Genomic DNA, 25,315 nt, shown 5'->3' on the forward strand with positions numbered 1-25,315 from the left:
AATTCCAGCACACTGCTAAAAAAAAAACAACTTGGTAAGTCTAATCCTATTTTAATGTGCGTTTGTGAACAAAAAAATTTACCAAAAGCATTGTAAATCTTTCTGAACATGCTAAAATCTTATTTGGCTAAAAAATTATGAAGATTACATCGAGGTAGTACTATGACTTGGGAAGTTTTAAGTATAATTGGCACGATAGCTTTTGCAATCAGCGGGGCTGTAATCGCCATGGAAGAAGAATATGATATCTTGGGGGTCTATACCCTTGGAATAGTGACCGCTTTTGGAGGCGGTGCGATCCGCAACTTATTGATCGGTGTTCCTGTTTCTGCCCTGTGGAATCAAAGCATGTATTTCACCATCGCTTTTTTAACAATAACGGCCGTTTTTCTGTTTCCCGCAAATCTGCTTAAACATTGGAACAGATGGGGGAATTTAACGGATGCAATCGGATTATCCGCATTTGCAATCCAGGGAGCACTGTTCGCTGTCCGGATGAATCACCCAATCAGCGCAGTTATTGTTGCTGCTGTACTTACAGGCAGCGGGGGCGGAATTGTACGAGACTTGCTCGCCGGGAGAAAACCGCTTGTATTCAAGGAAGAGATTTATGCAGTATGGGCCATTTTGATCGGCGCCGTTATCGGAATGGGATTTGCCCAAAGCGCATGGCAGCTATATACCCTTTTCATATTAGTTACCCTATTAAGAGTTTTTTCGTATATATATAAATGGAAACTGCCGAATAAACAACTGAAGTCCCTTGCCAAGTAATTTGCGCCCTGCTCTCCCTTCCAAAGCAAATAAGATTTCTCTTGAGGCGCACACAGAGCATGGTGCTTTCGGCTGAATAATCCAACAGTGAAAGCACCTTATTCAGTATGGTGAGACGTAAACAAAGTTTTTCATCAACAACAAATGGCAATACATCATCACTTGAAGAATCATTTCCTTAATCTATTTTTTCCTGCCATGAAAATGTTAGGACCCGCTCGGAAACCACGTTTCACTAAAGTGCAGAAGGCTATGGCTGCCCCACAAATACCTTTTGCTATTTCAAAGGCCTTCCTTATTCTTCATCCTCTGGAAAGACCAAATCCTGGCTTCTCAATGTGAGCAAATCATTACGCTCATATGAGTCTTCCATGAGAAGTCTCATAGATTGGACACGGATTGATTTTTCCAGGACATTGCGGATATACCTTCCATTTGAAAAAGAAGTCAGGCTGCGGTACGATTTTATCAAATAGAGGTGCTCCCTTAATTTTCGTTCTGCATCACCGTTCATTATATATTCCCTTTCACTGAGCATAAGCCTGGATATTTCAAGCAGTTGATCCACAGAGTAATCCGGAAAATCCACCACTAGCGGAAAACGTGAATGGAGGCCGGGATTTAAGGTTAGAAAGTAATCCATTTCCCTTGAGTACCCTGCTAAAATTAAAATAAATTCATGCTGCCGGTCCTCCATATGCTTTACGAGAGTATCAATTGCCTCTTTTCCAAAATCTTTTTCTCCGCCCCGCCCCAGTGAATATGCTTCATCAATAAATAAAATCCCTCCCAGCGCCTTTTTAATTAAATCCCGGGTTTTTTGTGCAGTATGCCCGATATATTCTCCAACAAGATCTGCCCGCTCTGCTTCGATTAAATGCCCTTTGCTCAGTACATCCATTTTTTGAAAAAGCTTTCCTATTAACCTTGCCACAGTCGTTTTTCCTGTACCGGGGTTTCCCTTAAACATCATATGAAGTGCCTGTCGCCCAGCCTTCAGCCCGCGCTCTTCTCTCTTTTTGTTCACATAAATCCAGGCATATACTTCCTTAATCATCCGCTTCATTTCTTCCATGCCGACAAGAGCGCCCATCTCTTCTTCAATCTCTTTTAAAGCAATATGCTGAACCGGAAAGTCCTTTTCCTGTATTTCCTTGACCGGCGGCTCTTTTATTTGAGTTCTTCTTTTTTCACCGCTTAAAACAATATTTATTTGCCCGTTATTTTTCATCCGGATAGGCTGATCCAAATCTTTCACCTCTTTATAAACCGTTTTCTTCCTCTGCCGCCATATTTCCAATGCCCTCTACGCTCAGATTATCGAGAAATCAAAGTAGCATTTCATGTTTTCAAGACAAAAGCGGACAATTTTCTCTCTTTGTTTATGTACACGAATGCGTTTCCGACATATTTTGTACTGATTTACCCAGGTTTTTAAGGAGAATGTCATTTCCTGCGCTTTCCCAAGAAATATTTCCTTCATTTATATATATTCTTTAGGGATTGATAACAGTATATTTTGTTTAAAAAACAATTGGTTTTTGAGGAGTTATACAATGTGTCAGTGGAAATCACATTATTTAATCAGCCAAATTATCTTTATGCATAAAAAAAGACAGGTAAGGAAACCTGTCTTTTTTCTTTCTGGCATTATTCTTTAGCTTCAAAGTCAATCTGAACGTTACGCTGTGGCGCAAAAGTGGAAATTGCGTGCTTGAACACTAATTGCTGCTTTCCTTCTGATTCGAACAGTACCGTAAAGTTATCAAATCCCTTTATTTGGCCTCTAATTTGGAATCCGTTTAATAAAAACACGGTAACAAAGATACCGTCTTTTCTTAATGAATTTAAAAATTGATCCTGAATATTTACAGATTGTTTCATGTTAAATCCTCCTCTTTTCTCTCTATCTTTTATTAATTCGCTTTTATTGAAAGCTTTCCTGCAACAAAAGCTGTTATTTCCTCTATTTTTTTCAACAGATTTTCCTGATCTGTCATATCAAACCAATCAACTTCCATCTTATTTCTGAACCAAGTAAGCTGGCGTTTCGCATAGCGCCTGGAATTTTGTTTTAATGCAGCTACAGCTTCATCCAGCGTGCATGTTCCTTCAAAATAGCCAAACAGTTCTTTATATCCAATTGCCTGAGTGGATTGGCAGTTTTTCAATCCGTCATCGAAAAAACGGCGAGCTTCTTCCTCAAGTCCATTCTCCAGCATTAATTCCACTCTATCATTAATCCGGCTGTACAGCTTTTCACGGTCCATAATTAAACCGATTATTGCTGTATCATATTTCAGTTCAAATTCCTGTTTCTTTAACTGGTCACTCATTGTTTGGCCGGTGCATTGATGAATTTCTAAAGCCCGAATTACTCTCCGTATATTGTTTGGATGTATTTTTTCGGCACTTTCAGGATCTATTGCCATGAGCTTTTCATAAACAAAATCATTTCCTTTTTCGGCAGCTGCATCTTCAAGCTCTTTTCGGTAAGCAGGATTTTGCGGCGCCTCAGAAAACTGGTAGTCATACAGAACTGACTGGATATATAAACCAGTCCCTCCTGCAATAATTGGTATTTTTCCCCTTTTGTGGATATCGTGAATTAATTCTGAAGCTATTTCTTGAAAATCTGCTGCACTAAAAGATTCTTCAGGTTCTTTGATATCGAGGAGATGGTGCGGGATACCCTCTTTTTCATCCTCTGTAATTTTGGCGGTACCAATGTCCATACCCTTATAAATCTGCATGGAGTCACCGCTGATTATTTCCCCATTAAAGCGGCGGGCAAGTTCTATGCTTAATTTTGTTTTACCCACCGCCGTCGGTCCAATGATCACTATAAGCTTTGATTTTTCATGTACCAACACCGTCACTGCCTTATTTTATTTTTCCCTATCTTACCATAATTTTCGCATCAGTTGAACTTCTAATCATTTTGGAGAATCAATTTAAGAATTATTCCTGAAAATAAATTTATTTTTATTGTCTTTTTTCATACCCCATACCACTTATCCGGCAAATCACCTATGACATAACATAATAAATGTTAACCGATAGTAATAAAGTGAATAATGGCACTCTACACTTTCCCCGGCGGAGGCAGATAACTCTTCAGTAGGGCGTTGATCTCAGGAATATCCATGCTGAATTGTATACATTCAGAAAAGCATCAACACGTAAGTGCAAACAGGTTATTATGGTTTTAAATGTGTATTCCCACAAAATTAAGAATTATAATTGGTTGATAGCCGCTGAAATCTAATTAATTAAGATAGCTGTCCAACTTGGATGTTTAAGACATAGGTGAGATTATGGAGGAAAAGAATAGCTTGGTTTATCAAGTACTCTATCGGGGGTAGCGGTTAATCGAATAGCTTTTCTTCCTTAGCTTGGCAGAATGAATACAGCTAATGGATGTTACATGCAGAAAGTGCTTCACTCATTTATTACAGAAGTGATTTATAGTAGTCAGGCTGTTTTCGGGACGGCCAGGAAACATGCCTCTTAAAATGTTGATACAGCTCTTTAGAAATTTCAACATTTTCTCATTTTGTCTAATCTTTTTTCACCTCTGTTACTTTGTTGTTCAATTCTTCCAGTGTGTCCTGAATGAACTTCAGCTTTTTATTATAGTGCTGATACGATAAATAAGCCGCTATTGCCTTAATTGTAAAAAATAAAACAGCGGCAATGGAAATCAGGAAATAATTATGCGCCAATGAACTTAAATACTGATTGATATGTGTCATTTTCTACAACCTTAGTTTTTCCCATAGTATCTCCCAGTCCTTCTGTCTCTATTCTTCAGACAGTATCAGCTTCATATAACAAAAACCTCTCCGGTACAAAATCAGACATTCCCTCTTTTACCCGAAAAGGCCGTAAAAACTAAGCAAACGATAAAAGCGACAGATGATACAATTAGCGCAGCCAGTAAACCTATAGCTGCCATGAAGGTATCATCACCTGGGTATGCTGGTTTTAAATGACACTCTTTATAAATAATCAGTGCAGAAACAAGGACATAAAAGCTGCTGCCTATAAGCCCCATTTTTAATCGATTTCTCCTTGTCCCATCCCATGACTTACCTATAGAAAACCAGGCTAATATGCTCACATAGACGGAAATCCCCATCACAGCAATATGGAGATAAGGTATTTGAATGAAGATAAGAATATAAAGAAGAAGAACCGCCGAACTGAAAAGAAGTGCATTTACGGCAAATAAAAATAATCCGCTCAGCCAAGGTCCTTGAAACCACCTTTGCCTGCTAAGCAGGCAAATAACATTATCCGTGAATGAATTTTTCAACAGCGGATTGTTTTTAAAAATAGTATTCATGCAAACTATCATCAGACCAATCAGGAAAATAAGTGAAAATGACAAACAGGCCCCTCCTATTATTTTAAAAATTGTTATTTTATAACATTTTAACATATAATTAGAATAATCACTTATTTAAAAGTAGCATGGACTTTCAAATAGCTATGTCCTTCCAAAAAAGCTTAGCCATCCTACCTCCTTATTTTAAACGGAATTATGACTTACTGCAGTATGCTAAATCTAAGAATTATGTATACGCTCGCACCTGAATTTCTTTACCTGCAGGACTTGAGCCCTGCGTGTAAACAGCACTATTCCATTCCTTCCTAATATCGTATCATTTAATCAGATAACCATACTTATACCTAGTTCTGGCTTACTATACTATCCCATTGATTGTGATAACATAGCGTACTATTATTCTCATTTCACTTATCTTAAAAATGTATCACACATCCATTTATAAAATTTTTCTTTTTCCTCCAAATGTGGATAATGTGCAGACTTTTTAAAAGTTATAAATTCCTTTCTATTAGCTTCAATCTCATTAAAATATTTTTTAGCTGCTTTAGATGATGTCTCGTAGTCATATTTACCCATTATAAAATAGCATGGTAATTTTAGTTTTTTTATTTTAGAAGGTAATGGATTTTTCAAAATATCCTTGAGTAATTTTTTTTGAGAAAAAGATATTCCATAGTTATATCTGATTACATCCAACAATTTATATTCGCTGCTTAATAACATACCTATGTTATCGCCATCTGGGTTATCAATAGATCTTGCAGATCCTCCATATTTCATAATATATTTCCTTGGAGTAAGCATTTCGCCACTTTTGTTTTTTTCAGTCAGCCTTTTTAAGTATAAAACATCATCTGTATTGTTATTTTTTTTTGCTTGATTAATAGTGTAAATCAAACTGTCAGTTTCGCTTTGTGCTGTATCACTCATCTGGCCAATACCAATATATGCTTTATATTTTTCGGGAGCTTGATATGCAGCTTGCATTGCAATATATGTGCCGAAAGAATGGCCTATTAATAATATTTTTTTACCGAAACGTTTTGATATATAATCGGTAATCTCCAATAAATCCTTAACCAGCAGGTCGCTTGTAAGATTGGAATAATCCGCAAAAAAGTGATATGATTTCCCACTTGCTCTCTGATCGTAATTTACCACTGTGAAATTTTTTTCCAATAAGTTTTGGTATTTTTTCGCATAAGGAATCTCCGGACATCCTGGTCCTCCGTGTACAAAAATAATAACCGGGTTATCACTATCTTTGCCCCGTATCATGATTTCCTGTTTGCTGCCATTTATTTTCACTTGCTCCAATGAACTTATGCTATTATTACCTTTTATTCGCGGGGTCCAAGCAGGAAAAAAGAGTGGTATCACTAGTATAAGCAGAAGAAACACTCCGGAAAATTTTATTAATAGCTTAGTATTTTTCATGTGATATTATTTACTCCTTTTTACATATATTTTAGCTCTTCCTCTACTCTACAAAAATTAGGTAATAAAATGCATTGCCATTAGGTCATTACTAAGTCACAACATTTTTTAATTAAAAGGAAAAATTAATGTCCATTAGTCACTATATTTTTCTTTTTGTACGTTCTCTTAACAACAGCAGCTTAATTAAAAAAGAGGGTCTATGGTCATTGAAACGCAAAAAAGAGTGCCTGCAAATTAACAGCACTCTTTTAGATTTACCTTATCTTATCCTCAATAAGGCTCTCTTGTATGGCCTTAGTAATAGCAGAAGATCTGTTTTTCACATTTAACTTTGAATAAATGGCAGAAATATAATTTTTTACAGTTCCTATTGAAAGATATATTTTTTCTGAAATATCCTTATTGGATAACCCATGAGTTAAACATTTTAAAATTTTTAATTCTTGATTCGTTAAATTATACGGATGATTCATAGAGTTTTGTTCCAAGTACCCGCTATTATTAGCTGGAATCTGACTAAAAACCTCCTTTGCTAATTGTTGAGGAATGAGGGAACCTCCGTGATATACCATTTTAATTCCCTGTACTAAAAACTCCGGATCAATAGCTTTTAATAAATATCCCTCTGCACCGGCATTTATGGCATTCAAAACGTTTGAAACATCTTGAAATGTAGTAAGTATTATAACTTTTATATTAGGCCAGCGCTTTTTAATTTCAGCTGTAGCCTCAATACCATCCATCACAGGCATTTGGATATCCATTAACAAAATATCTAAGTTTTCCGTTTCGCATAAAGAAATTGCCATTTCTCCATTACTTGCTGTTCCAACAATTTTAATATCAGAAATACTTTCAATAACAATTTTTAAACTTTTTCGCAGAATCTCTTGATCTTCAACTATCCCCGCTTTAATCATTAAAATCAAACATCCTTCGCCATAGGTATGCTGCACAATATCTTCACTCCATTATTCAACTTAGAATTGAAGTTAACTGTACCAGTTAAAGCCGTTATTCTCTCTTTCATTGTACGCAGGCCGAACCCTGCGATTAATTCATCACACCCGCTTCCATTGTCTTCAATAAGAAGTGTCAATTCTCCGCTTTTAAATGATATATTCACATTAATCAAAGTAGCCTGCCCATGTCTTTTAGCATTTGTAAGTCCCTCCTGGATACAGCGGATAATGGCAGATTTTACCCTCTCATTAACTTTAGTCTCGTCCCCTTCAATGGACAATTTAATTTCGGTTAATGTGTGTTTTGTAAAATCAGCAATTAATTCCTTCACAGAGTCGCTGAGTGTTTGATGATTTGTTGGCGACATTTTGTGAATCGTCTTTCTCACATCATCCAAACCATTTCGTGCTAAATCGGAAATCTCTTTTATGCTATTTTCTGCTTCTTTTTTATCTGCCTGATATAGATACGGCAGAGCATCTAAACTTGTTATAACTGAAGTGAAAATATGTCCTACTGAATCATGCAATTCTTGTGACACTCTGTTTCGTTCTTCCTTAATTGTTAGCTCCTCTACCTTTTTGGAGTAATACTCCAAATCCTTGTTTTTTTTCTCAATTGAGTCAATTAATTTTTTGTTAGCGTTATTGACAATAGTCAACCTTCCTAAAATATAACCAAGCCCGTAAAAGATGCCTGTGTCTATAAAAAGTGCATAACTGCTTTTAACACCGAAGATGCTGCCAGCCCAGAAGCCAGCTAAAACTAAAAGTCCTATCACATTTTTAACGGTTTAATTTGGCAAGCATATGCAACAGTCATGATAGGCACAAATAAAAAACTATAAGACATCGAGAATTTATCAATGCCCGATAAGCAAATAAATAAAGAACCCGTTAACAGCACCTCAGCTATTAAGTAAAATTGGAAATGTATTGTACTGGGCCGGTAAAACAGGTGGGGTACAATATATGAACAGCTCGCCCAAAAAAGTAAAATCCACATTAGCAAACCTGACGTATTGATATATATCGTATAGCCATTAAATATAATCCAAACTGTTCTGATCAGAAAAAGAAAGTTGTCAAGCCAATGCCATTTCCTTTGAATCATTTCTGCTTTTAAAACTATCACCCTCTTTCTTGGTGTCAGCTACCGTTGAAAAATCCATTATGCTTTATTAGTTCACTGCTTGGTTTTATTATTGCTAACCATATAATAATGTAAAATTAAATACTGCAGATTAAAAAATAAAGTCCATATAAATTTTCAAATGTTTAAGATCATCACAGAAGGTTTATTAAAGAAAACGGATGATTTCTACACTTTATTGATTAGTAAGTTCTTAAATTTCATTTTATCTTTCTAATAGTGGCCTATTTCCGAGGCACTATGCTGGGTTTACAATTTTTACTTTCTCAATAAAACTAGGATTCATAAATAATTTTAAACAATTCAATTTTCTAGACTAGTATGTAAAAGCATTTTCAAGAAGGGTCGTTCCAATTATTGGTATTTTATCATATAATAAGATTAATTACCTGACAATTATTACGATAACGAATTGCTAGAATGAGCGCTATACATATTTATCAATATCTGAGAATTAAGGTTAAAAAAAAATCACAAGCAGGTGAAATTATGTTTATCGGTATGCAAACTCTTCCTTTGATATATATAGACAACAATACTAATCATATCTTGGAGAACATTTCCGTTTCCTTTGATGGGGACAAGGGAAAAATCCCTTCAATTCAGAAAATAAAACCTGGAGAAAGGAAACAAATGTCTCTATTTAATATGAACGTCAAAGGCATAACACCACTTTACTTAATGCACGAAAATAAAAAGTTGAAAATAACGGAGAGACAATATATATTCGAGAATTTCACTAAGGATTTTCGCGGTACCATTTTAGTTGAAATTAAGGGTATCAAACATGATGGCAGGTTTGATATAACAGTAGTTGAAAATTACTCTTTACATTAAAGCAGTGATCAATAAGCTAATTCCCTCTTGTATACCCCCCACTGCTACTTTATAGTCTCTGATAAAACTAAATTGATAAATAGTTCATTAAGAAAAGAAATATTTCATATATTTAAGAAAGAAAGGCAATACATAATTAATTTCATTGTTACAGAGAGGATGGATCTGAATGTCAGATGTTTTAAAGGAACAATACGGTTTTATTAGTTCTACAAGACAAGTATTGTTTATGTTTTTAGAAGATATTCCGTTGGAAAAGCTGCATGAAACAGTATCGGGCTTCGGGCACTCGTCTATTATTAGAACCCATATTCACGTTTCTGATTGCTACTTAAGCTGGCTTGGGAGATTTGCTCTTAAACAGCCTTTTAAGTTTGCTGACGAATTTGAAATCGAACATTCTAATGTAAAGAAAGTTAGAGAGAGATTTGAGTTAGTAGATAATGTAGTACAACAGTTTTTAGAGGAATTTAATTCCCGTTATTCCGATAAAATATCCAACCAGGTAAAGTGGCAGGAAGAACCATGGAGTACGACTCCCCTTTGGCTTCTAACACATACTGAAACACATGAGTTTCATCATAAGGGACAAATAGTATCGATGGCTCGTCATCTAGGTTACACTCCTCCTGATACAGACCTTGTTTAACCAATACAGAAAAACCGACCTTACTGTAAAGATCGGTTTTTTGCACTTTATTAGTGGTCAGTATATATTTAACAAAGATTTATACTTCAAGATCTTATCAATGTTTTCTTTGTTCATCTTCAAGTTGCTCCTTATCATTGATTTAAGATCTTTATCATCATTAATATCATCATTTTCCGTGTTATCGCTGCTAGTATCTAATAATGCCAATTGACCTATATATGTATCTAAATTATTTAACAGTGCGTTCTTCAGTTCTTGGGTTTAAGGATATACAGCATCCTTTCTAGATAATTCTTCTTTAACCTTGTTATTATCGATCCTTTTGTTATGAAGCGGAATGTAATTTTCATTTAAAAACTTTCTGTACTTTTCCTCCTCAGCGGATTGCTTAGATGATTGAATCAAGTGTTCGGTTAACAATGTCCCTAAGAAAGTAATAACTGCCGTTGTAGCGGCACAAGACAGAAACGGGAGTGTGATTGCTCGGAAAGCAGGAACAGGTCGTGTTAAAGCCGAGGAAATTGATACTGTGATAGGTAAGTATATTCCACCCGTCTGCTTTATTATGTACGGATACAGCAACGAATTAAAGATAATTCGCCAAAATGAAGGGGGTACAATACGAATCGGTCAATGAGCGACAGAAACATCGTATAAAGAAGGAGATTGATCACATTCAGCACATCAATAACTTCCATAATCGCTTTAAGTATTGAATGAAGTTTTTATTAAAGGGGTAGCAACAAAATATTTGGATATTTACCTCTACTGGTTCCGTTGACTTGAACTTGGCAAGATATTGGCATTTAAAAATCGAGTGGAGCAAATGTTTATTTCAGCGTGTCAAAAATCCAATCATACAACGGTTGAAATGATATCAGATATGCATAAAAAACAACTTTTAAAAAAGGTCGATTTCCAGTGATAAAAACAATCTAACATATAGTTGTTTCACCTTTGGTTATTTCGCCATTTTGGTCATTAACATAGTCAATTCCATTCTCGCAGTTATCATTATTTTCCCATTTAACAATATACTCATTACCCTTGTGGAAAGATCCAGATACCCTAGGATATTATTTCCTTTAAGTAAACCTTCACAAAAACCTTTGTACATTCGCACGCTTTAAGTTCATTAGTTTAAGAAATGAAAACATTAATAAACACCATCTAACAACGGATGGTGTTTAAACTGTTTTTTAACGTTTAAAATGAGTAATTTCGTTTTGATGCCTCTTTTCACTTATTAGCAATTCACATTTTTTCCATTACTGCAAAGTAATTTTCTTCACTATCTGCAAAGTTAAATACTCTGCCAGAAGGCATATTCACAATTTCTCCAACTATAATATTTTTATTTGAAAAGTCACTATGTAATTGCTCGAGGTTTTCCGCAAAAAAAATCAAAGATGGTGTACCAAGATTTAATTCAGGCGACATTTTAGCAATTAATTCCTTATTGTGCAGAACGATACTTGTTCCCGCATCTCTTGGAGCAATTTCAATCCATCTCATTCCCTGACCATTATTTTCATCGGAAATTACAATAAATCCTATTTTTTTCGTCCAAAAATCCACGGCTTCATCTTGGTTATCTACATACAGCATTATTTTACCGACTTTATTAATCATTTATTTCCCTCCTTACCCAATTACTTTATATTATATCATCATGTTACACAATTTATTTTCCGCAATATTCAACTAATTTAACGCGTCATACCCTTAGCGCCATCCCACTCTTTTTTTTGCAGGTGAAACTTATATTTTTTATCAATCTGCTTTTAAATCTAATATTAAAATCAACTGTTCATTATGGAAGCAACTATAATGATGCAAAACGAAACTGCTCACAAATAGGAAAGGGATGGCGGTTCTGTTTCACCATTCTATAGCAAGCTTAGATGTTGTGTTTCATGATAATCTGATAGTGCAAAAAAAGGCGGCTCTTAATGAATTATTTAGTTCGAAGCTTTTATCAAGTAGTTTCGGATTTGACTTGTTTCAATAAAACGGCACGCAGACTTTCAGATAAAGCATCAACCGATAATACTTTTTCAAGTTTCTCTTTATTAAACCTGTCAAAAAATTTTACGTTATTAACCAGTGATACCGAAACTTGTCCTGGATGTGGTTCAAGGAGTACCAAATCATCGGTTGGCGTGACCAGCCCTTCTTTCAATACTCTTAAAAGAAATCCAGTATAGCCAGTATCTCTCATTCGGATAACCATATCAGAAACCTGATACTTTGCTGCAAGTTTATAACAGGGATTTCTTGGTTCGGAAACCTGAATAACGGCTTCACCAAAAGCAAAAATATCTCCTATGTGAGCATTATCCTCTTTTAATCCCTCAACAGTTAAATTTTCGCCAAATAAGGCTGTATCACTAAAATGTAAAACCTCACTCCAATAGGAATAGTGATCATAAGGATATAAGCATAAAGCTTTATCCTCTCCGCCATGATCTTTATAGGCTTGTTCATCACTGCTTAATCCTGTTTTACTTAAAAAAATGGGTTCTAGGACAGATTTCTTTCTGATGGCTGATTCAAATGTTCTGTCTCCATATGTTAGTTTTTCGACTTTTCCTATATTCAATGATTTGACTTTATATTTAAAAAACTCCATCTGAATACTCCCTATATTTAAATTCAACAATGTGCAGAGTTTCATTTTTATTTAAGAGTTGCCCGTTCATGTGTGTATTGATCCTGAAACTAAATTTCGTAATCACAAACTGTAAAGGGATGGATAGGAAGATACATTCAAGGGAAACATATTCCGGCATGGGCTTTTTGTTCGTAAATAATTAATTCAGCTGCTATTTCATATCATTTTGGGACTAGGTGTTTATACTCTTATACACCATGTTCTAAGTGAAAAAGAGCCTTTTACATGGCTCTTTTCTTTTGCTTTTTATTTGTACACATGGAAACTTTCTAGTCTTTTCTCTAAACTGATGCAATTTCATTTATCCGTCAAAGAAATGACATGCATTCCCGCTTCTAATTGACCTGTCCAATTTTTACCTACTTATGTTTGTCGTATCCTATTCCACAGGAGCATCTATTATTACCCAATAACAGGTGGTACGATGCAGGGAATTCCTGATTGACCCGTTGAACCTCAATCGCAAATTCCCTGCTATCTTTTGGTACCCTAGGCAGCGCATCCGCTTTTTCTTGAGTGTCAATATGTGCTCCAGGAGGCACGAATCGATTCGGCCGAATCCGGACCCCGTTTGTTACTACTGCATTATAAGAAATAAATGACCCCTTTTCTACAATTGCATTATATACAATGCAGTTAAATCCAACAAATACTTTGTCGCCAATATAACAAGGACCATGTACAAGAGCACGATGAGCTATGGACACGTCATTGCCAATAAATATGGAGTACTTTTTTCCTCCAGATGTAATCTTTTTATTCAATAACCCATGTAAAATTACTCCATCCTGGAGATTGGTATTTGAACCTATATAAAATGGGGTTCCCTCATCAGCCCGTATACTTACATTTGGGGCTACATAAACATTATTTTTAATAGTTACCCCTCCTATGACACTGGAAAACTGACTAATAAATGCTGTTTTATCAATTTTGGGATATTGGGGAACAGGATTAAATGAAGTAATGGGGCTAGGGCTTATAAAGGGTTCAAAGCAGCACTGTGAAGGATCTGACGAAGATAAATTAACATCATTCTTTTCTCCCATACAATCACCTTTCTTTCAATATAATTTATTACTACAATATGTAAAAATACAATTTAGGAATGGACAATCTATAAAAATAGGCAGCCTTGTTTTCTATGTTCTCCAAAAAATGATCTGCAGATCCACATAGCCTTTCCAATCCCTTTAAAGCTGATAATCGAATTGTTTTAGCCTTATGATTTTTCAATATTGTAAGGTTAGCCATCATTATACCTTCTCTGGGAATCCCGCTTATTTTATGTTTATCCGCCATCACATCATTATCCTATTGCAGATGTCCTATTCTCCTCCCAATCGATTGGTTCTGCTATCCCATTTTATTGCATAATAAGGATTCAATGGCGTATATAAGTAAGGATAGATAAAGAGTAAGTTGAAGAGGTGAGTGAAATGTTTTGGACTGTACGTTACTGGTTCAGTGGGCAGCTAGAAATGGACGGCTTTTCTTTTGTCCAAAATAATTCATCTCCCATCTGGAAACTCATCAACGCATCTGTTTTAAGCTGTTTTGCAGCAATATTTCAATCTGCTGGCGGTTTTTTTCCGGGGATAGGTTATGGCATAAGTCCAATTGCTACATTACCCATTTTCATTTCAATTGTAATTTAATAAAACATGGTTTTCTCTCATATTTTTTGGCTATCTTGTTGCTGCTGCTTATGCAGCCTAGTGAACTATTAGTCTTCCCTTTCACTACTGGACTGCTGGGAGTTACACTTGGATTAACATTCAAAGTTTTTAAACAAAGATTTCTTAGAGTGTCTTTTTCTGCACTATCGTTACTATGCGGTATTCTGATTCTTATTTGCTTATTCAAGTTCCCTATACTTGGTCCCGCTATTACAATACTCAACTGCGATGCTATCCTAGTAATCTTGGTTTCAAGTTTTTTTTATTGCTGGGCTTGGGCAGAATTAGGTCTGTTCATACTAAACCGATTGATGATATACCTGCCGGCTAATAGACATAGGAAATGATTCATGTCATAACCGATACCATGCCTCCCGTTTTTTTGTGCAATGTTTTTAAGCTCTATTTATTCAAAAAAAATCGTCGATATTCTCTTCATCTCAATAAGTCCGTTGTTTGGTTATCAGTCTCCCCGCACTAGATCTTGTTTTGAATGAAACAGTTCTAATCATATTCTTTTAAGTAAGAAGGAGTGTAGATTTAGTTGCAAAAAACTAAGGTTAGTTTACGGGCCATTGTTAGTAAGATAAATTTACCCACTGTCTTGAAAACGACTATACTTCCAGGTGACTCAGTTGAAACATTATTTATTGCAACTCAGGCAGGAGAGATATTTTGCATAACCAACGGTGCAGTAAAGAATTATTTAGATATTCGTCCGAGTATCATAAAACTAGGTGCTTCTGGCGGATATGATGAGCGGGGGCTGCTCGGGCTCGCATTTCATCCCCAATTTTATTATAACGGTCTGTTTTATCTGCATTATTCCCTTGCTGGAACACAAGGTCCAGGAGCTCTTTCTGAACGCTTTAAGCCTAACCCGTGTGATTCCGGAACTTTAAACCTAGAGTGGATAAACAGAGAAACCCGGTATGATCATATCGATACGGTTGAAGAATGGATTCTGCCGTCAAACGGCCACCCTCAGAAACGGCGGACATTACTTAATTTAAGAAGACCCTTTTTAAATCACAATGGTGTCAATAGCTTAAACTTTTCACCTGAAACCGGACAACTTGTATTAACAACAGGAGATGGCGGATCAGGCTTTGATCCATTTAATTTAAGCCAGAATGATAATGAAATTGCCGGTAAAATAATCGGAATTGATGTATTTAAGAATATATTTATCAATAACCCTCCAGCAGTCACGCGCTTTACTGAACTTCCGGCAGCTATACAGGAAACGCTCACCGTAATCGCCAAAGGCGTCCGAAATATACCAGGCATTTCATTTCAAAGATTTTATGATCAGTATATCAAATATGCAGGAAATGTCGGCCAGGACTCCGCAGAATCGATTTTTTCATTCGTTGATTATAAATCGCTGCCGGTTACTCAGCTTATTCAAGCCTCTAAATCTTTACCTGACAAAGAAGGATTAATTAACTTTGGCTGGCGGGGATGGGAAGGCGCCATTCCTACTTCGGTTATAAAACCCTGCCCTGCAAATCCCAGCGTGAATGAGAAAACCATTGCTTATTACGATGAAGCTGCAAAAACTTCAGTAAGGCGTATTCAGCCATTAATTAGTTATTTTCATCAAGATTCCCGGCCTGACAAGTTTGGAGGAACTGCACTTACAGGAGTCCAGCCTTATATGGGGAATGAAATCCCCGCTTTAACTGTGAGCGTTGTGTTTACCGATCTTGCCCGGCACGGAGAATCCCAAGCCCCAGTGAGAGGTGTTTTAGCTTATAGCAGAGTAAGAACCGATGGTAAATTAAATGATTTTAGTGTTATTGAAACCGATTATGATTTTGGTTCTCAATCAGCGTATTATGTTAGTCTGGGAACGAATTTGAATCAAACGAGATTATATTTAGGAGTTTATGGATCTATGAAAGTAACTGATTTAAATAAAGGAACTATTTTTGAAATTGTTCCAAGATCAAAATAAATAGAATTAACGTTGCTCACTCTTTACGTAAAAAACGTTTTAATACCTAAGATTTAATTTTTCTGGTATTACCCATCAATTCGGCTCCCATGCTTAAATCGCGTAATCGAACCGTCTTTTTCTGCTTTGTCATTGGCCGCTTTCCTTTAGATTTCCCTTTTTGAAAAGTATGATAATGAAACTATACCTCATTGGCATGTCCGCTTCAGGTTTCTTAAGCGGCAATTCAAAACTGCTTGTAACTTTTGTGCTAAACAGCTAATGCTGCTTTAATAATTAGCATCACTGGTTTAAGTGCTGTTAATTAGTAGACTAAGTGCGGATTTTGAAATTTTTCTTGAAAAAAATGGAACAAAACCTTCAATAGTTGATTCTTTTTAACATAGTTTGTTATAATTAAGTGTTTTTAAAATCATTGAGGGGGAACATTATTTATATGTCAGTAGAAGTAGGCAGCAAGGTACAAGGAAAAGTTACAGGAATCACTAATTTTGGAGCATTTATTGAACTTCCGGGAGGATCGACCGGTCTTGTTCATATCAGCGAGGTAGCAGATAGCTATGTTAAAGATGTAAATGATCACTTAAAAGTGGGCGACCTGATTGAAGTAAAAGTTATTAGTGAAAAAGAAGGCAAAATTGCACTTTCCATCAAAAAGGCAATTGACAGGCCTGAAGGGCAAAAGCCATCTTATTCACAGCGTCCGCCTCGCCAGGCAAGACCTGATAGCCGTTCAAAAGGAAATTTCAAGCCAAAAGAAAATTTCGAAGATAAAATGGCCCGTTTTTTAAAAACCAGTGAAGAAAATCTATCCTCCCTCAAACGCAACACTGAGACAAAACGTGGCGGACGAGGCGGAAGACGCGGATAACTGCTGCTCTTCCCAGCAAATCCTATAGCATCACCTATAGATATAGGCAAGCCTGGTTTATGCCAGGCTTGCCTTCTTTGTTTTTTTCTGAATTTTTCACATAACCCTTTTAAACATCTTTTCCATATCATAAATCGAGTATTGAATAATAATCGGCCTTCCATGCGGGCATGTGAAAGGATCTGCCGTCTTTCGCAGCTGATCAAGCAGGGCTTGTATTTCATCATTGCGCAAGTGGCGGTTAGCTTTAATGGAACCTTTGCAGCTCATGAGAATGGCTGCCGCTTCCCTTAGCTTTTTAACATCCACTTTCTTCATGGAAAGCAGCTGTTCGATCATTTCCTCCATGATTCCTTTTTCATTTCCTTTCGGAAACCACTGAGGATGAGCACGGACAATGTAAGAGTTGTAGCCGAACTCCTCCAAAAAGACCCCTACCTTTTCCAGTTCATCCTTATTCTCATTGATTCGGATGCACTCATCTGTTGAGTATTCAAGAGTAATTGGTATGAGCATCTCTTGCATCTCTTTTTCAACAGTGCCCACCTTTTCGGAGAAATACTCATATTTGATTCTCTCCTGGGCCGCATGCTGGTCAATAATGTAAAGGCCTTTTTCATTTTGTGCAAAGATATATGTGCCATGCATCTGGCCAATTGGATACATTGGAGGGACCCGTTCTGCTGTTTCTTGGTATACAAATTCTTCCTGCTCCATGGCCGTTGTCATAAATGCCTCGGCTGTTTGGAAAATGTGCTCATCCGGTTTTTCGGCCTCAATAACTCGGGTTTGATCTTCGCCGAAGGAAGACAATTCTCCCGGGAATCCGCTCGGATCTTCGTCGCGATGGATTTGTTCATTTAATTCCTCAATGCCTGTAAAGCCGGAAAAAGAGTGCTCGCTTGGTTGTTCTTTCACAAGGGCTTCCTTTAAAAGCTCCGACTGTTTTTTTGCCTCCTGGAGCACTTGTTTTCCCTGCTGGACGGCATGCTCCAAATCCAGAGAAGTTTGCTCTGAAATTGGTTTTTCCTTTTTAGGAGGAACAAAGCCGCTTGGAATCAAAGATATCTTTTTAAATGCTCCCTTAATCATATCGGAAACCAGCTGATCCAGTTCAGCTTCCTTGCTCAGCCGCACCTCCATTTTTGAGGGGTGCACATTCACATCAACAAGAATGGGGTCCATTTCTATTGATAATAATACAATGGGAAATCGTCCTATTGGCAAAAGGGTATGATAGCCATTCAATATGGACTTTGCCAATGCATAGTTTTTAATGAATCTGCCGTTGATCATCGTAGATATATAGTTTCTCGAAGCCCTGGTAATTTCCGGGAGGGCCACATAGCCTGAAAGTTTGAAATCCAGAGAGCTTCCTTCAACAGGTATCATTTTCTTTGCGATATTCATGCCGTAGATACTGGCGAGCACCTGGCGGACATCTCCATTACCGGTTGTATGCAGGAGTTTTTTTTCGTTGTGTGTCAGCTTGAAAGATACCTCCGGGTGGGACAATGCCAGCCGGTTCACAACATCGGTAATGTTGCCTAGTTCAGTATGAATGGTTTTCATATATTTTAAGCGTGCAGGTGTATTGTAAAATAAGCTCGATACAGTGATATCTGTACCTTTTCTGCTTGAAGAAGCTTCTAGTTCCCTGACAGACCCGCCCTCTAGGAAAATTCGTGTTCCCGGACCTTCTCCTGTGCTGCTTTTCAATTCAAAATGAGAAACAGAGGCAATGCTCGGCAGTGCTTCTCCCCTGAATCCAAGAGTCCGTATCCTGAATAAATCATTTTCATCTTTTATTTTGCTTGTTGCATGGCGCCTGAACGCCTTTTCCACATCATCAGGCAGGATTCCGTCACCATTATCAATAATCCTGATTTTAGACAGTCCTGCCTCTTCTAATTCTATTTCCACGATGGAGCTATTGGCGTCAATTGCATTCTCTGCAAGCTCTTTTACTACAGATGCAGGACGCTCTACAACTTCTCCTGCCGCTATTTTATTTGATAATGCTTCGTCAAGCTGCAATATTTTGCCCATAACCATCGCCTCGCTTTCATATTCCGGTTATTTTAATTTCTTTTGGAGCCTGTACATTTCATTTAAAGCTTCAAGAGGCGTCATTTCAAGAAGGTTTAGTCCTTTTAATTCTTCAAGGACGTTTTTCTCTTTAGGCGAAGCTGACTTTTTAACAGCTGCTGTTTCAGCTGTAAAAAAGGATAGCTGGGCATCACTTTCTACAGGATTTGATTCATGCACGGTTTCTGCCTCAGGATTATCCTTATTTTTTTCAACATATGATTCTTTTTCGAGCTTCTCTAAAATTTCATTTGCCCGCTGGATAAGAGTGGGGGGCAGTTCTGCCAGCTTCGCCACATGGATGCCGTAGCTTTTATCTGCAGACCCTTCTTTTATTTTATGAAGGAATACGACATGTCCGTTTTGCTCCACTGCGCTGACATGGATATTCTCAAGACGCCCGAGTTCTTCCGAGAGTATTGTCAATTCATGGTAATGCGTTGAAAATAGTGTTTTTGCGCCAATTTTATCATGAATATGTTCAATGATTGCCTGTGCAAGAGCCATACCGTCATAGGTAGAGGTTCCCCGGCCTATTTCATCAAATAATATCAAACTGTTTTCTGTCGCATTGTTTATTGCATTTTTAGCTTCAAGCATTTCGACCATGAAGGTGCTTTGTCCTGATATTAAGTCATCTGCTGCTCCAATCCGGGTAAAGACTTTATCAAATATAGGCAATGTTGCTTCACTCGCTGAAACAAAGCAGCCAATCTGAGCCAATATGGATGTTAAAGCAATTTGCCGCATGTATGTGCTCTTTCCTGACATGTTAGGACCAGTGATCAGCAATAATTCTCTTTCTGAATTCATGCGGCAATCATTCGGTACATACTCCTGGGATTGAAGGACTTTTTCTACTACCGGATGGCGGCCGTCTTTGATCATAATGGTCCTGTCCTGTGAAAAATCCGGCTTTACGTAGTGCCTTTCTTCGCTAATGGTTGCAAAGCATTGCAGAACATCAAGTTCACTTACCTTTTTAGCTATTGACTGCAGGCGCGGAATGTGTGATTTGACTTCTTCCCTGATTTGAAGAAATAAGTCATATTCAAGACCCGTGCTTTTTTCTTCCGCCTGCAGAATCAGCGCTTCCTTTTCTTTAAGCTCTGGTGTGATGAAACGCTCTGCGTTTGTCAGTGTCTGCTTGCGTTCATATCTTCCCTCTTCAAGCAGGTGCAAATTAGCTCTTGTCACTTCTATATAATAGCCAAAAACACGGTTATATCCAATTTTAAGAGACCTGATTCCTGTCCTTTCACGCTCTTCCCGTTCAAGGCTCGCAATCCAGGTTTTTCCGTTCCGGCTGGCATCCCGGTATTCATCAAGCTCCCCGTGATATCCGTCTTGTATAATGTTCCCTTCTTTAACAGAAAGAGGAGGATTTTCCGCAAGAGACTTTTGAAGCAGACTTGTAATATCTTCACATGGATCAAGCTGTTCAGAAAGTAGCTTCATATCCTCGTTCTTCAGGGAAGATAGAATGTCCTTCAAGGCAGGAAGCTGCATCAAAGAGCGTTTCAGCTGTATTAAGTCCCTGGCATTAACATTTCCAAAAGCAACCCTTCCGGCAAGGCGTTCCAAATCATAAACTTCCTTAAGGCGTTCGCGGATATCCTGGCGTTCAAAATAGTGATCTTTCAAAGTTTCTACAAGTGACTGCCGCTTCTCAATTTGGCTTTTATTAATAAGAGGCCTGTCGATCCATTGTTTAAGAAGCCTGCCTCCCATTGAAGTTTTCGTTTCATCCAGCAGCCACAATAAAGATCCTTTCTTCCCTTTTGAACGGATTGTTTCCGTCAGCTCCAGGTTGCGTTTTGAATAATAATCAATTTTCATATAATGATTGGTTTCATAGCTTATAACAGGCTGAAGATGATCCAGCGCGCGTTTTTGCGTGCGGAATAAATAATGAAACAGACGGGAAACCGCCAAGCGGTGTCTCGCGCTTTCGAGGCTTCCAATCAAATGCTGAAATTGCATGCTTTCTGCTGTTTCATCCTCGAACGAAAGAGCGGGTATTCCTCTTTCCTGCCACTTTTTTTGCCAGTCAGGATTAAAGCCGTTTGCCACTACCACCTCTTTAGCGCCTAGTATGGCAAGCTCATTAAACACATCTTCAAATGTACCGCTGATGATTGTTGCCCTGCTTTCCCCTGTGGACAAATCGTTATAAGCAAAACCGAATGTCCCGTCTTCAAAGTCGGAAACCGCAGCGATATAATTATTTTCCTTCTCATCCAGGCCTTTTCCATCCATTTTTGTTCCCGGAGTTATGAGCTGAACAACTTCGCGCCTGACCATGCCCTTGGTTTTTTTCGGGTCTTCTACCTGTTCGCAAATGGCAACTTTATAGCCTTTTTCTATTAATATATCTATATAGCCAGAAGCCGCATGGTAAGGAATACCGCACATCGGAATTCTATCCTCGGTGCCTCCTTCACGGCTGGTTAAGGTGATTTCAAGTTCCTGTGATGCTGATAGGGCGTCTTCAAAAAACATTTCATAAAAATCACCCAAACGGAAAAATAAAAAGGCATCCTGATAATCTGCCTTGATTTTTAAATATTGCTGAATCATGGGAGTGTATCCTGTCATATTGCCAAAACCTTCCTAACCAAAATTAAAGATTCTTCTCGCATCCATTATATCATATCCCCCTTTTCAGGGATTAATTTTGAAATAGGTTATAAAATGTTCCAGAAAAACAAACCGGATGATTGTTATCATCCGGCAACCTAAGATAAATCTCAGTATTTATTCATCCTCAAAATCACCCAGGAAATTTGGATCTAAGTCGTCAAAATCATCTTCTAATTCACAGCCCCAGTCATCATCACAGCCATCTGGATTAACAGCGACACAAACTTTTGTTTCTCCGATGACTTCAACATAGAATTCCCTTTCGACGTGTACAATCACTTTCTGTCCACAAGGCGAAATGCAGGCTTCTATACAATTTGGCTGCTGTACGGCTTTGGCAATGACATCTTGATCATCATTGCAATCAGGATCGCGGTATTTCAAAGATATGACATCTTTATAATGAACCTTTTCAGTTACGACTTCTGTTTTTGTATTATCACTATAAGAATACCAAACATTTATTTCGTAGCTGCCGCTTATTTCCACTTTTTTGCCGACTTTATGTGCCTCATACTTGTGATTTATGATCCAACAACCGAGAATGCTAGAAGGATGATGAGCCGGGCAAATGATGTGCTGGGACTTAGTGAATTTGCGTCCCTTTGCCACCACCGCTTTTGTAATTATCTCTCTGTAATGTGACATGCTAGCGAACCCTCCTCATTCAGTTTCCATTCATCCTATGCAGGTTAAAAGTCTAATGTGCGAATAAGTTTTAAATAGAAACTGGTGGTTTTATATTGTTTATCTATCTCATTTTATGCCAGCCCATATGGTTATGTGTCATGATTGAGGCAAGGTCTGAAAAGGTTTAAATGATTTCCTGAGAAAGTTTTTAAAAAATAAACAAACAAGCAATGATTCTTTTTTCTTGGCTGTTTTCGTAAACTTTGCTGCTATGGACCAAGATGGCTGATTTCCGATAAAGAATGCTTGCTTTCCGCGGGGCGGGAGGTGAAGCCTCCACCCCAATGCCCGCTGGTTCTCACCTGTCCCCTCTATTTAAGCAGGAGTTGCTCACCTTACACTCCAATCAGCCTTGCTTAATAATCCGATTGCCTCGATAAGCCTTTTTCTTTATGACTTTTTAACTCGCCTGAGATTTCCGTTCCAGACCCACTGTTCCCCGGGATCGTACACCGAGCCTCCGCGGGGTCTAGACTTGGGCATTAACCCCAAAAGAGTCAAGCGTCTTCCAAACAAAGAAAAACCCCCTTCACGAAAATGAAGGGGGGTTCTTGTTTTATTACATGCAGCTGCTTCCGCCTGCATTCGCGCGTGATCCTGTTTCACCGCGCAATTTATCACCATCAGTACTTTCAATGATCAAATCAGTGACTGTATTTGAAACTTGTGAAGCCACCATTTGCAGTAAATCGTTCACATCAACCTGTGATTGCTTAAATTCCTGTACAATCGGCAGCTCATCAAGTTCTTTTTCCAGTGCATCGATTTTTTCCTGCACCTGCCTGTAAGCTTGTTCTTTCCCATAATGCTGGAAATTCACTGCCTGTTTTTGCAGGCTTTTAATGCTTGCAATCATTTCGCGGACTTTTTGATTTTCATTAATTTGAGCTTCAGCACGTTTGAAAAAATCCACTTCTTCCGTTTCTGAAATCATTTGTGCAAGGTCTGCTGCTCTTTGAAGAATATCGTCTTTTGAGAACTTTGCCATTATTTCACCTCTGCAGCCGCTGCTTCTTCAACCATATCCCCGTTCAATGACCATGTTTTGGCTTTCGTGATTTTTACTTTAACAATTTGGCCAATCGCAGATTTAGGTCCAATAAAGTTAACGAGCTTATTTTTTGTTGTATATCCCGCTAATACATCGGGGTTATTTTTGCTTTCGCCCTCTACGAGCACTTCAACTACCTGGCCTTCATACTCTTTCATTTTTAAGGCGGACGTTTCATTTACAAGCGCATTTAAAAGCTGCAGACGCTCTTTCTTCACTTCCATCGGTACATTGTCCTGCATCTTGGCAGCCGGTGTTCCTTCGCGCGGCGAATAAATAAAGGTATATGCTGCATCAAATCCCACTTCTTTATACAATGAAAGTGTTTCTTGAAATTGTTCATCCGTTTCATTTGGATATCCAACTATGATATCGGTTGTCAGGGTAGCGTTAGGAATAGATGCTTTAATTTTTGCAGCAAGCTCCAGGTATTGCTCCCGGGTATATTTGCGGGCCATTATTTTTAGAATTTCCGTGCTGCCTGACTGGACAGGGAGGTGAATATGTTCAACAAGATTTCCGCCTTTTGCAAGGACTTCTATCAAGTGATCATCAAAATCCCTAGGATGGCTTGTTGTAAAACGCACCCTTGGAATATCGATTTTTCGGATCTCATCCATTAAATCGCCAAGACCGAATCTGATGTCCTCAAGATCCTTGCCATATGCATTTACATTTTGGCCGAGAAGGGTGATTTCTTTGTATCCCTGTGCAGCAAGATGGCGGACCTCAGCGATGATTTCTTCAGGCCGCCGGCTTCGTTCCTTCCCGCGGGTATAAGGTACGATGCAATACGTGCAGAATTTATCGCAGCCATACATGATGTTTACCCATGCTTTTGTTTTTCCTTTGCGGACCTTTGGAAGGTTTTCAATAACATCGCCCTCCTTCGACCATACTTCGATGACCATTTCTTTAGACATATAAGCATCATGGAGGATATTCGGCAATCTGTGGATATTATGCGTGCCAAATATCATATCAACAAACCCATGCTTTGATAGAATCCGATTTACAACCGATTCCTCCTGTGACATGCATCCGCATACTCCCAAGAGCAAATCAGGTTTTTCGCTTTTCAGCGATTTCAGGTGGCCAAGTTCGCCAAAAACCTTATTTTCTGCATTTTCACGTATTGCACACGTGTTAAGCAGGATGACATTTGCGTCTTCCACTGTGTCTGTTGCTTCATATCCAAGAGCCATAAAGATGCCGGCCATAACTTCTGTGTCATGTTCATTCATCTGGCAGCCATATGTACGTATAAAGAACTTTCTTCCTTCGCCCATAGCCCTGAACTCTTCAGGAATAGCAAAGGCATCATATTTTACTTCTTCTTTTCCCCGTTTCTTTGCTTCCTTTAAGGAAGGAGGAACGTAAACCGCTTGAAAGTATTGGCTGTAATCCTTCACGGATTTTTTGTCCGCTGAATTGTCCGCCTTTACTTGCTGTGTATCCAAACGCTGTTTTTCGTTCATGGAGTATCC

22 protein-coding genes and 1 pseudogene are annotated in these 25,315 nt (G+C 38.0%); 7 read left to right on the forward strand and 16 right to left on the reverse strand.

Translation table 11 applies throughout. The annotated features are described in order from the left end of the window. Window positions 1-162: 162 nt before the first annotated feature. The gene (locus tag BIV59_RS06550) at window positions 163-774 is read left to right on the forward strand and encodes a trimeric intracellular cation channel family protein (protein WP_071350665.1); all 612 of its coding nucleotides are present in this window, start codon (window positions 163-165) and stop codon (window positions 772-774) included. Window positions 775-1,069: 295 nt separating this feature from the next. Here the strand turns inward: BIV59_RS06550 and spoVK are convergent, their stop codons facing one another. The 8 genes from spoVK to BIV59_RS06590 all read right to left on the reverse strand — a co-directional run bounded on the left by spoVK (window position 1,070) and on the right by BIV59_RS06590 (window position 8,192). Further along, window positions 1,070-2,023, reverse strand: a complete 954-nt coding sequence (gene spoVK, locus BIV59_RS06555) for a stage V sporulation protein K (RefSeq protein ID WP_071350666.1) — start codon at window positions 2,021-2,023, stop codon at window positions 1,070-1,072. A gap of 401 nt (window positions 2,024-2,424) precedes the next feature. Further along, window positions 2,425-2,658 carry an RNA chaperone Hfq gene (gene hfq / locus BIV59_RS06560; RefSeq protein ID WP_071350667.1) on the reverse strand — a complete coding sequence of 78 codons (234 nt, stop codon included), beginning with the start codon at window positions 2,656-2,658 and terminating at the stop codon, window positions 2,425-2,427. Between the two features lie 32 nt (window positions 2,659-2,690). After that, entirely contained in the window at window positions 2,691-3,644 is a 954-nt protein-coding gene (gene miaA, locus BIV59_RS06565) for a tRNA (adenosine(37)-N6)-dimethylallyltransferase MiaA (protein ID WP_071350668.1), read from the reverse strand. 690 nt (window positions 3,645-4,334) lie between these two features. Further along, complete coding sequence (locus BIV59_RS06570; protein WP_071350669.1) at window positions 4,335-4,529, reverse strand: ERF4 family protein; 195 nt, start codon at window positions 4,527-4,529, stop codon at window positions 4,335-4,337. Between the two features lie 101 nt (window positions 4,530-4,630). After that, window positions 4,631-5,167, reverse strand: a complete 537-nt coding sequence (locus BIV59_RS06575; RefSeq protein ID WP_071350670.1) for a hypothetical protein — start codon at window positions 5,165-5,167, stop codon at window positions 4,631-4,633. A 369-nt stretch (window positions 5,168-5,536) separates the two neighbouring features. Further along, complete coding sequence (locus BIV59_RS06580) at window positions 5,537-6,565, reverse strand: alpha/beta hydrolase (RefSeq protein WP_071350671.1); 1,029 nt, start codon at window positions 6,563-6,565, stop codon at window positions 5,537-5,539. A gap of 257 nt (window positions 6,566-6,822) precedes the next feature. After that, on the reverse strand, window positions 6,823-7,524 hold the full coding sequence (locus BIV59_RS06585; protein ID WP_240501861.1) for a response regulator transcription factor: 702 nt from the start codon (window positions 7,522-7,524) through the stop codon (window positions 6,823-6,825). After that, the gene (locus BIV59_RS06590) at window positions 7,494-8,192 is read right to left on the reverse strand and encodes a sensor histidine kinase (RefSeq protein WP_170846100.1); all 699 of its coding nucleotides are present in this window, start codon (window positions 8,190-8,192) and stop codon (window positions 7,494-7,496) included. Before BIV59_RS06590 ends, BIV59_RS06585 begins: the two co-directional genes overlap by 31 nt. A gap of 980 nt (window positions 8,193-9,172) precedes the next feature. Here BIV59_RS06590 and BIV59_RS06595 point away from each other — a divergent pair. From BIV59_RS06595 to BIV59_RS22735, 3 genes and pseudogenes are all read left to right on the forward strand, one after another. Beyond that, the gene (locus BIV59_RS06595) at window positions 9,173-9,520 is read left to right on the forward strand and encodes a hypothetical protein (protein WP_071350674.1); all 348 of its coding nucleotides are present in this window, start codon (window positions 9,173-9,175) and stop codon (window positions 9,518-9,520) included. Window positions 9,521-9,689: 169 nt separating this feature from the next. Next, window positions 9,690-10,169 carry a DinB family protein gene (locus BIV59_RS06600; RefSeq protein ID WP_071350675.1) on the forward strand — a complete coding sequence of 160 codons (480 nt, stop codon included), beginning with the start codon at window positions 9,690-9,692 and terminating at the stop codon, window positions 10,167-10,169. 445 nt (window positions 10,170-10,614) lie between these two features. Continuing rightward, window positions 10,615-11,097, forward strand: a pseudogene (locus tag BIV59_RS22735) (IS1595 family transposase); the annotation flags it as partial. A 329-nt stretch (window positions 11,098-11,426) separates the two neighbouring features. Here BIV59_RS22735 and BIV59_RS06605 read toward each other — a convergent pair. The 3 genes from BIV59_RS06605 to BIV59_RS06615 form a co-directional block, all read right to left on the reverse strand. Next, a complete protein-coding gene (locus tag BIV59_RS06605) occupies window positions 11,427-11,804 on the reverse strand; it encodes a VOC family protein (protein WP_071350676.1) in 378 nt (125 codons plus the stop codon). 346 nt (window positions 11,805-12,150) lie between these two features. Further along, the gene (locus BIV59_RS06610; RefSeq protein ID WP_071350677.1) at window positions 12,151-12,804 is read right to left on the reverse strand and encodes an MOSC domain-containing protein; all 654 of its coding nucleotides are present in this window, start codon (window positions 12,802-12,804) and stop codon (window positions 12,151-12,153) included. Window positions 12,805-13,205: 401 nt separating this feature from the next. Next, entirely contained in the window at window positions 13,206-13,895 is a 690-nt protein-coding gene (locus BIV59_RS06615; RefSeq protein ID WP_071350678.1) for an LbetaH domain-containing protein, read from the reverse strand. 390 nt (window positions 13,896-14,285) lie between these two features. Here BIV59_RS06615 and BIV59_RS23915 point away from each other — a divergent pair, with 390 nt between their 5' ends. From BIV59_RS23915 to BIV59_RS06635, 3 genes are all read left to right on the forward strand, one after another. Next, the gene (locus BIV59_RS23915) at window positions 14,286-14,504 is read left to right on the forward strand and encodes a hypothetical protein (RefSeq protein ID WP_205684384.1); all 219 of its coding nucleotides are present in this window, start codon (window positions 14,286-14,288) and stop codon (window positions 14,502-14,504) included. A 565-nt stretch (window positions 14,505-15,069) separates the two neighbouring features. Further along, entirely contained in the window at window positions 15,070-16,485 is a 1,416-nt protein-coding gene (locus BIV59_RS06630; RefSeq protein ID WP_071350680.1) for a PQQ-dependent sugar dehydrogenase, read from the forward strand. 436 nt (window positions 16,486-16,921) lie between these two features. Beyond that, the gene (locus BIV59_RS06635) at window positions 16,922-17,356 is read left to right on the forward strand and encodes a S1 domain-containing RNA-binding protein (protein WP_071350681.1); all 435 of its coding nucleotides are present in this window, start codon (window positions 16,922-16,924) and stop codon (window positions 17,354-17,356) included. A 96-nt stretch (window positions 17,357-17,452) separates the two neighbouring features. Here BIV59_RS06635 and mutL read toward each other — a convergent pair whose 3' ends face one another. The 5 genes from mutL to miaB all read right to left on the reverse strand — a co-directional run bounded on the left by mutL (window position 17,453) and on the right by miaB (window position 25,306). Further along, window positions 17,453-19,405 carry a DNA mismatch repair endonuclease MutL gene (gene mutL / locus BIV59_RS06640; protein WP_071350682.1) on the reverse strand — a complete coding sequence of 651 codons (1,953 nt, stop codon included), beginning with the start codon at window positions 19,403-19,405 and terminating at the stop codon, window positions 17,453-17,455. 27 nt (window positions 19,406-19,432) lie between these two features. After that, a complete protein-coding gene (mutS, locus tag BIV59_RS06645; RefSeq protein WP_071350683.1) occupies window positions 19,433-22,042 on the reverse strand; it encodes a DNA mismatch repair protein MutS in 2,610 nt (869 codons plus the stop codon). 159 nt (window positions 22,043-22,201) lie between these two features. Next, window positions 22,202-22,735: an outer spore coat protein CotE gene (locus BIV59_RS06650; protein WP_071350684.1), complete on the reverse strand. Its 534-nt coding sequence runs from the start codon at window positions 22,733-22,735 to the stop codon at window positions 22,202-22,204. Between the two features lie 601 nt (window positions 22,736-23,336). Then, a complete protein-coding gene (locus BIV59_RS06660) occupies window positions 23,337-23,765 on the reverse strand; it encodes a YlbF/YmcA family competence regulator (RefSeq protein ID WP_071350686.1) in 429 nt (142 codons plus the stop codon). Next, a complete protein-coding gene (gene miaB / locus BIV59_RS06665) occupies window positions 23,765-25,306 on the reverse strand; it encodes a tRNA (N6-isopentenyl adenosine(37)-C2)-methylthiotransferase MiaB (protein WP_071350687.1) in 1,542 nt (513 codons plus the stop codon). The genes BIV59_RS06660 and miaB overlap by 1 nt, the downstream gene beginning before the upstream one ends. Window positions 25,307-25,315 lie beyond the last annotated feature (9 nt).

Source organism: Bacillus sp. MUM 13 (assembly GCF_001866725.1).
GTDB lineage: Bacteria > Bacillota > Bacilli > Bacillales > DSM-1321 > Peribacillus.

Excerpts from the sequence above, each read along its gene's own strand:
- miaB (WP_071350687.1), bottom strand. The coding sequence starts at position 25,306 with ATGAACGAAAAACAGCGTTTGGATACACAGCAAGTAAAGGCGGACAAT.
- BIV59_RS06615 (WP_071350678.1), bottom strand. The coding sequence starts at position 13,895 with ATGGGAGAAAAGAATGATGTTAATTTATCTTCGTCAGATCCTTCACAG.
- BIV59_RS06570 (WP_071350669.1), bottom strand. The coding sequence starts at position 4,529 with ATGACACATATCAATCAGTATTTAAGTTCATTGGCGCATAATTATTTC.
- BIV59_RS06650 (WP_071350684.1), bottom strand. The coding sequence starts at position 22,735 with ATGTCACATTACAGAGAGATAATTACAAAAGCGGTGGTGGCAAAGGGA.
- BIV59_RS23915 (WP_205684384.1), top strand. The coding sequence starts at position 14,286 with ATGTTTTGGACTGTACGTTACTGGTTCAGTGGGCAGCTAGAAATGGAC.
- BIV59_RS06550 (WP_071350665.1), top strand. The coding sequence starts at position 163 with ATGACTTGGGAAGTTTTAAGTATAATTGGCACGATAGCTTTTGCAATC.
- BIV59_RS06610 (WP_071350677.1), bottom strand. The coding sequence starts at position 12,804 with ATGGAGTTTTTTAAATATAAAGTCAAATCATTGAATATAGGAAAAGTC.
- mutS (WP_071350683.1), bottom strand. The coding sequence starts at position 22,042 with ATGACAGGATACACTCCCATGATTCAGCAATATTTAAAAATCAAGGCA.
- BIV59_RS06595 (WP_071350674.1), top strand. The coding sequence starts at position 9,173 with ATGTTTATCGGTATGCAAACTCTTCCTTTGATATATATAGACAACAAT.
- BIV59_RS06660 (WP_071350686.1), bottom strand. The coding sequence starts at position 23,765 with ATGGCAAAGTTCTCAAAAGACGATATTCTTCAAAGAGCAGCAGACCTT.
- BIV59_RS06635 (WP_071350681.1), top strand. The coding sequence starts at position 16,922 with ATGTCAGTAGAAGTAGGCAGCAAGGTACAAGGAAAAGTTACAGGAATC.
- hfq (WP_071350667.1), bottom strand. The coding sequence starts at position 2,658 with ATGAAACAATCTGTAAATATTCAGGATCAATTTTTAAATTCATTAAGA.
- BIV59_RS06600 (WP_071350675.1), top strand. The coding sequence starts at position 9,690 with ATGTCAGATGTTTTAAAGGAACAATACGGTTTTATTAGTTCTACAAGA.
- BIV59_RS06605 (WP_071350676.1), bottom strand. The coding sequence starts at position 11,804 with ATGATTAATAAAGTCGGTAAAATAATGCTGTATGTAGATAACCAAGAT.
- BIV59_RS06580 (WP_071350671.1), bottom strand. The coding sequence starts at position 6,565 with ATGAAAAATACTAAGCTATTAATAAAATTTTCCGGAGTGTTTCTTCTG.
- mutL (WP_071350682.1), bottom strand. The coding sequence starts at position 19,405 with ATGGGCAAAATATTGCAGCTTGACGAAGCATTATCAAATAAAATAGCG.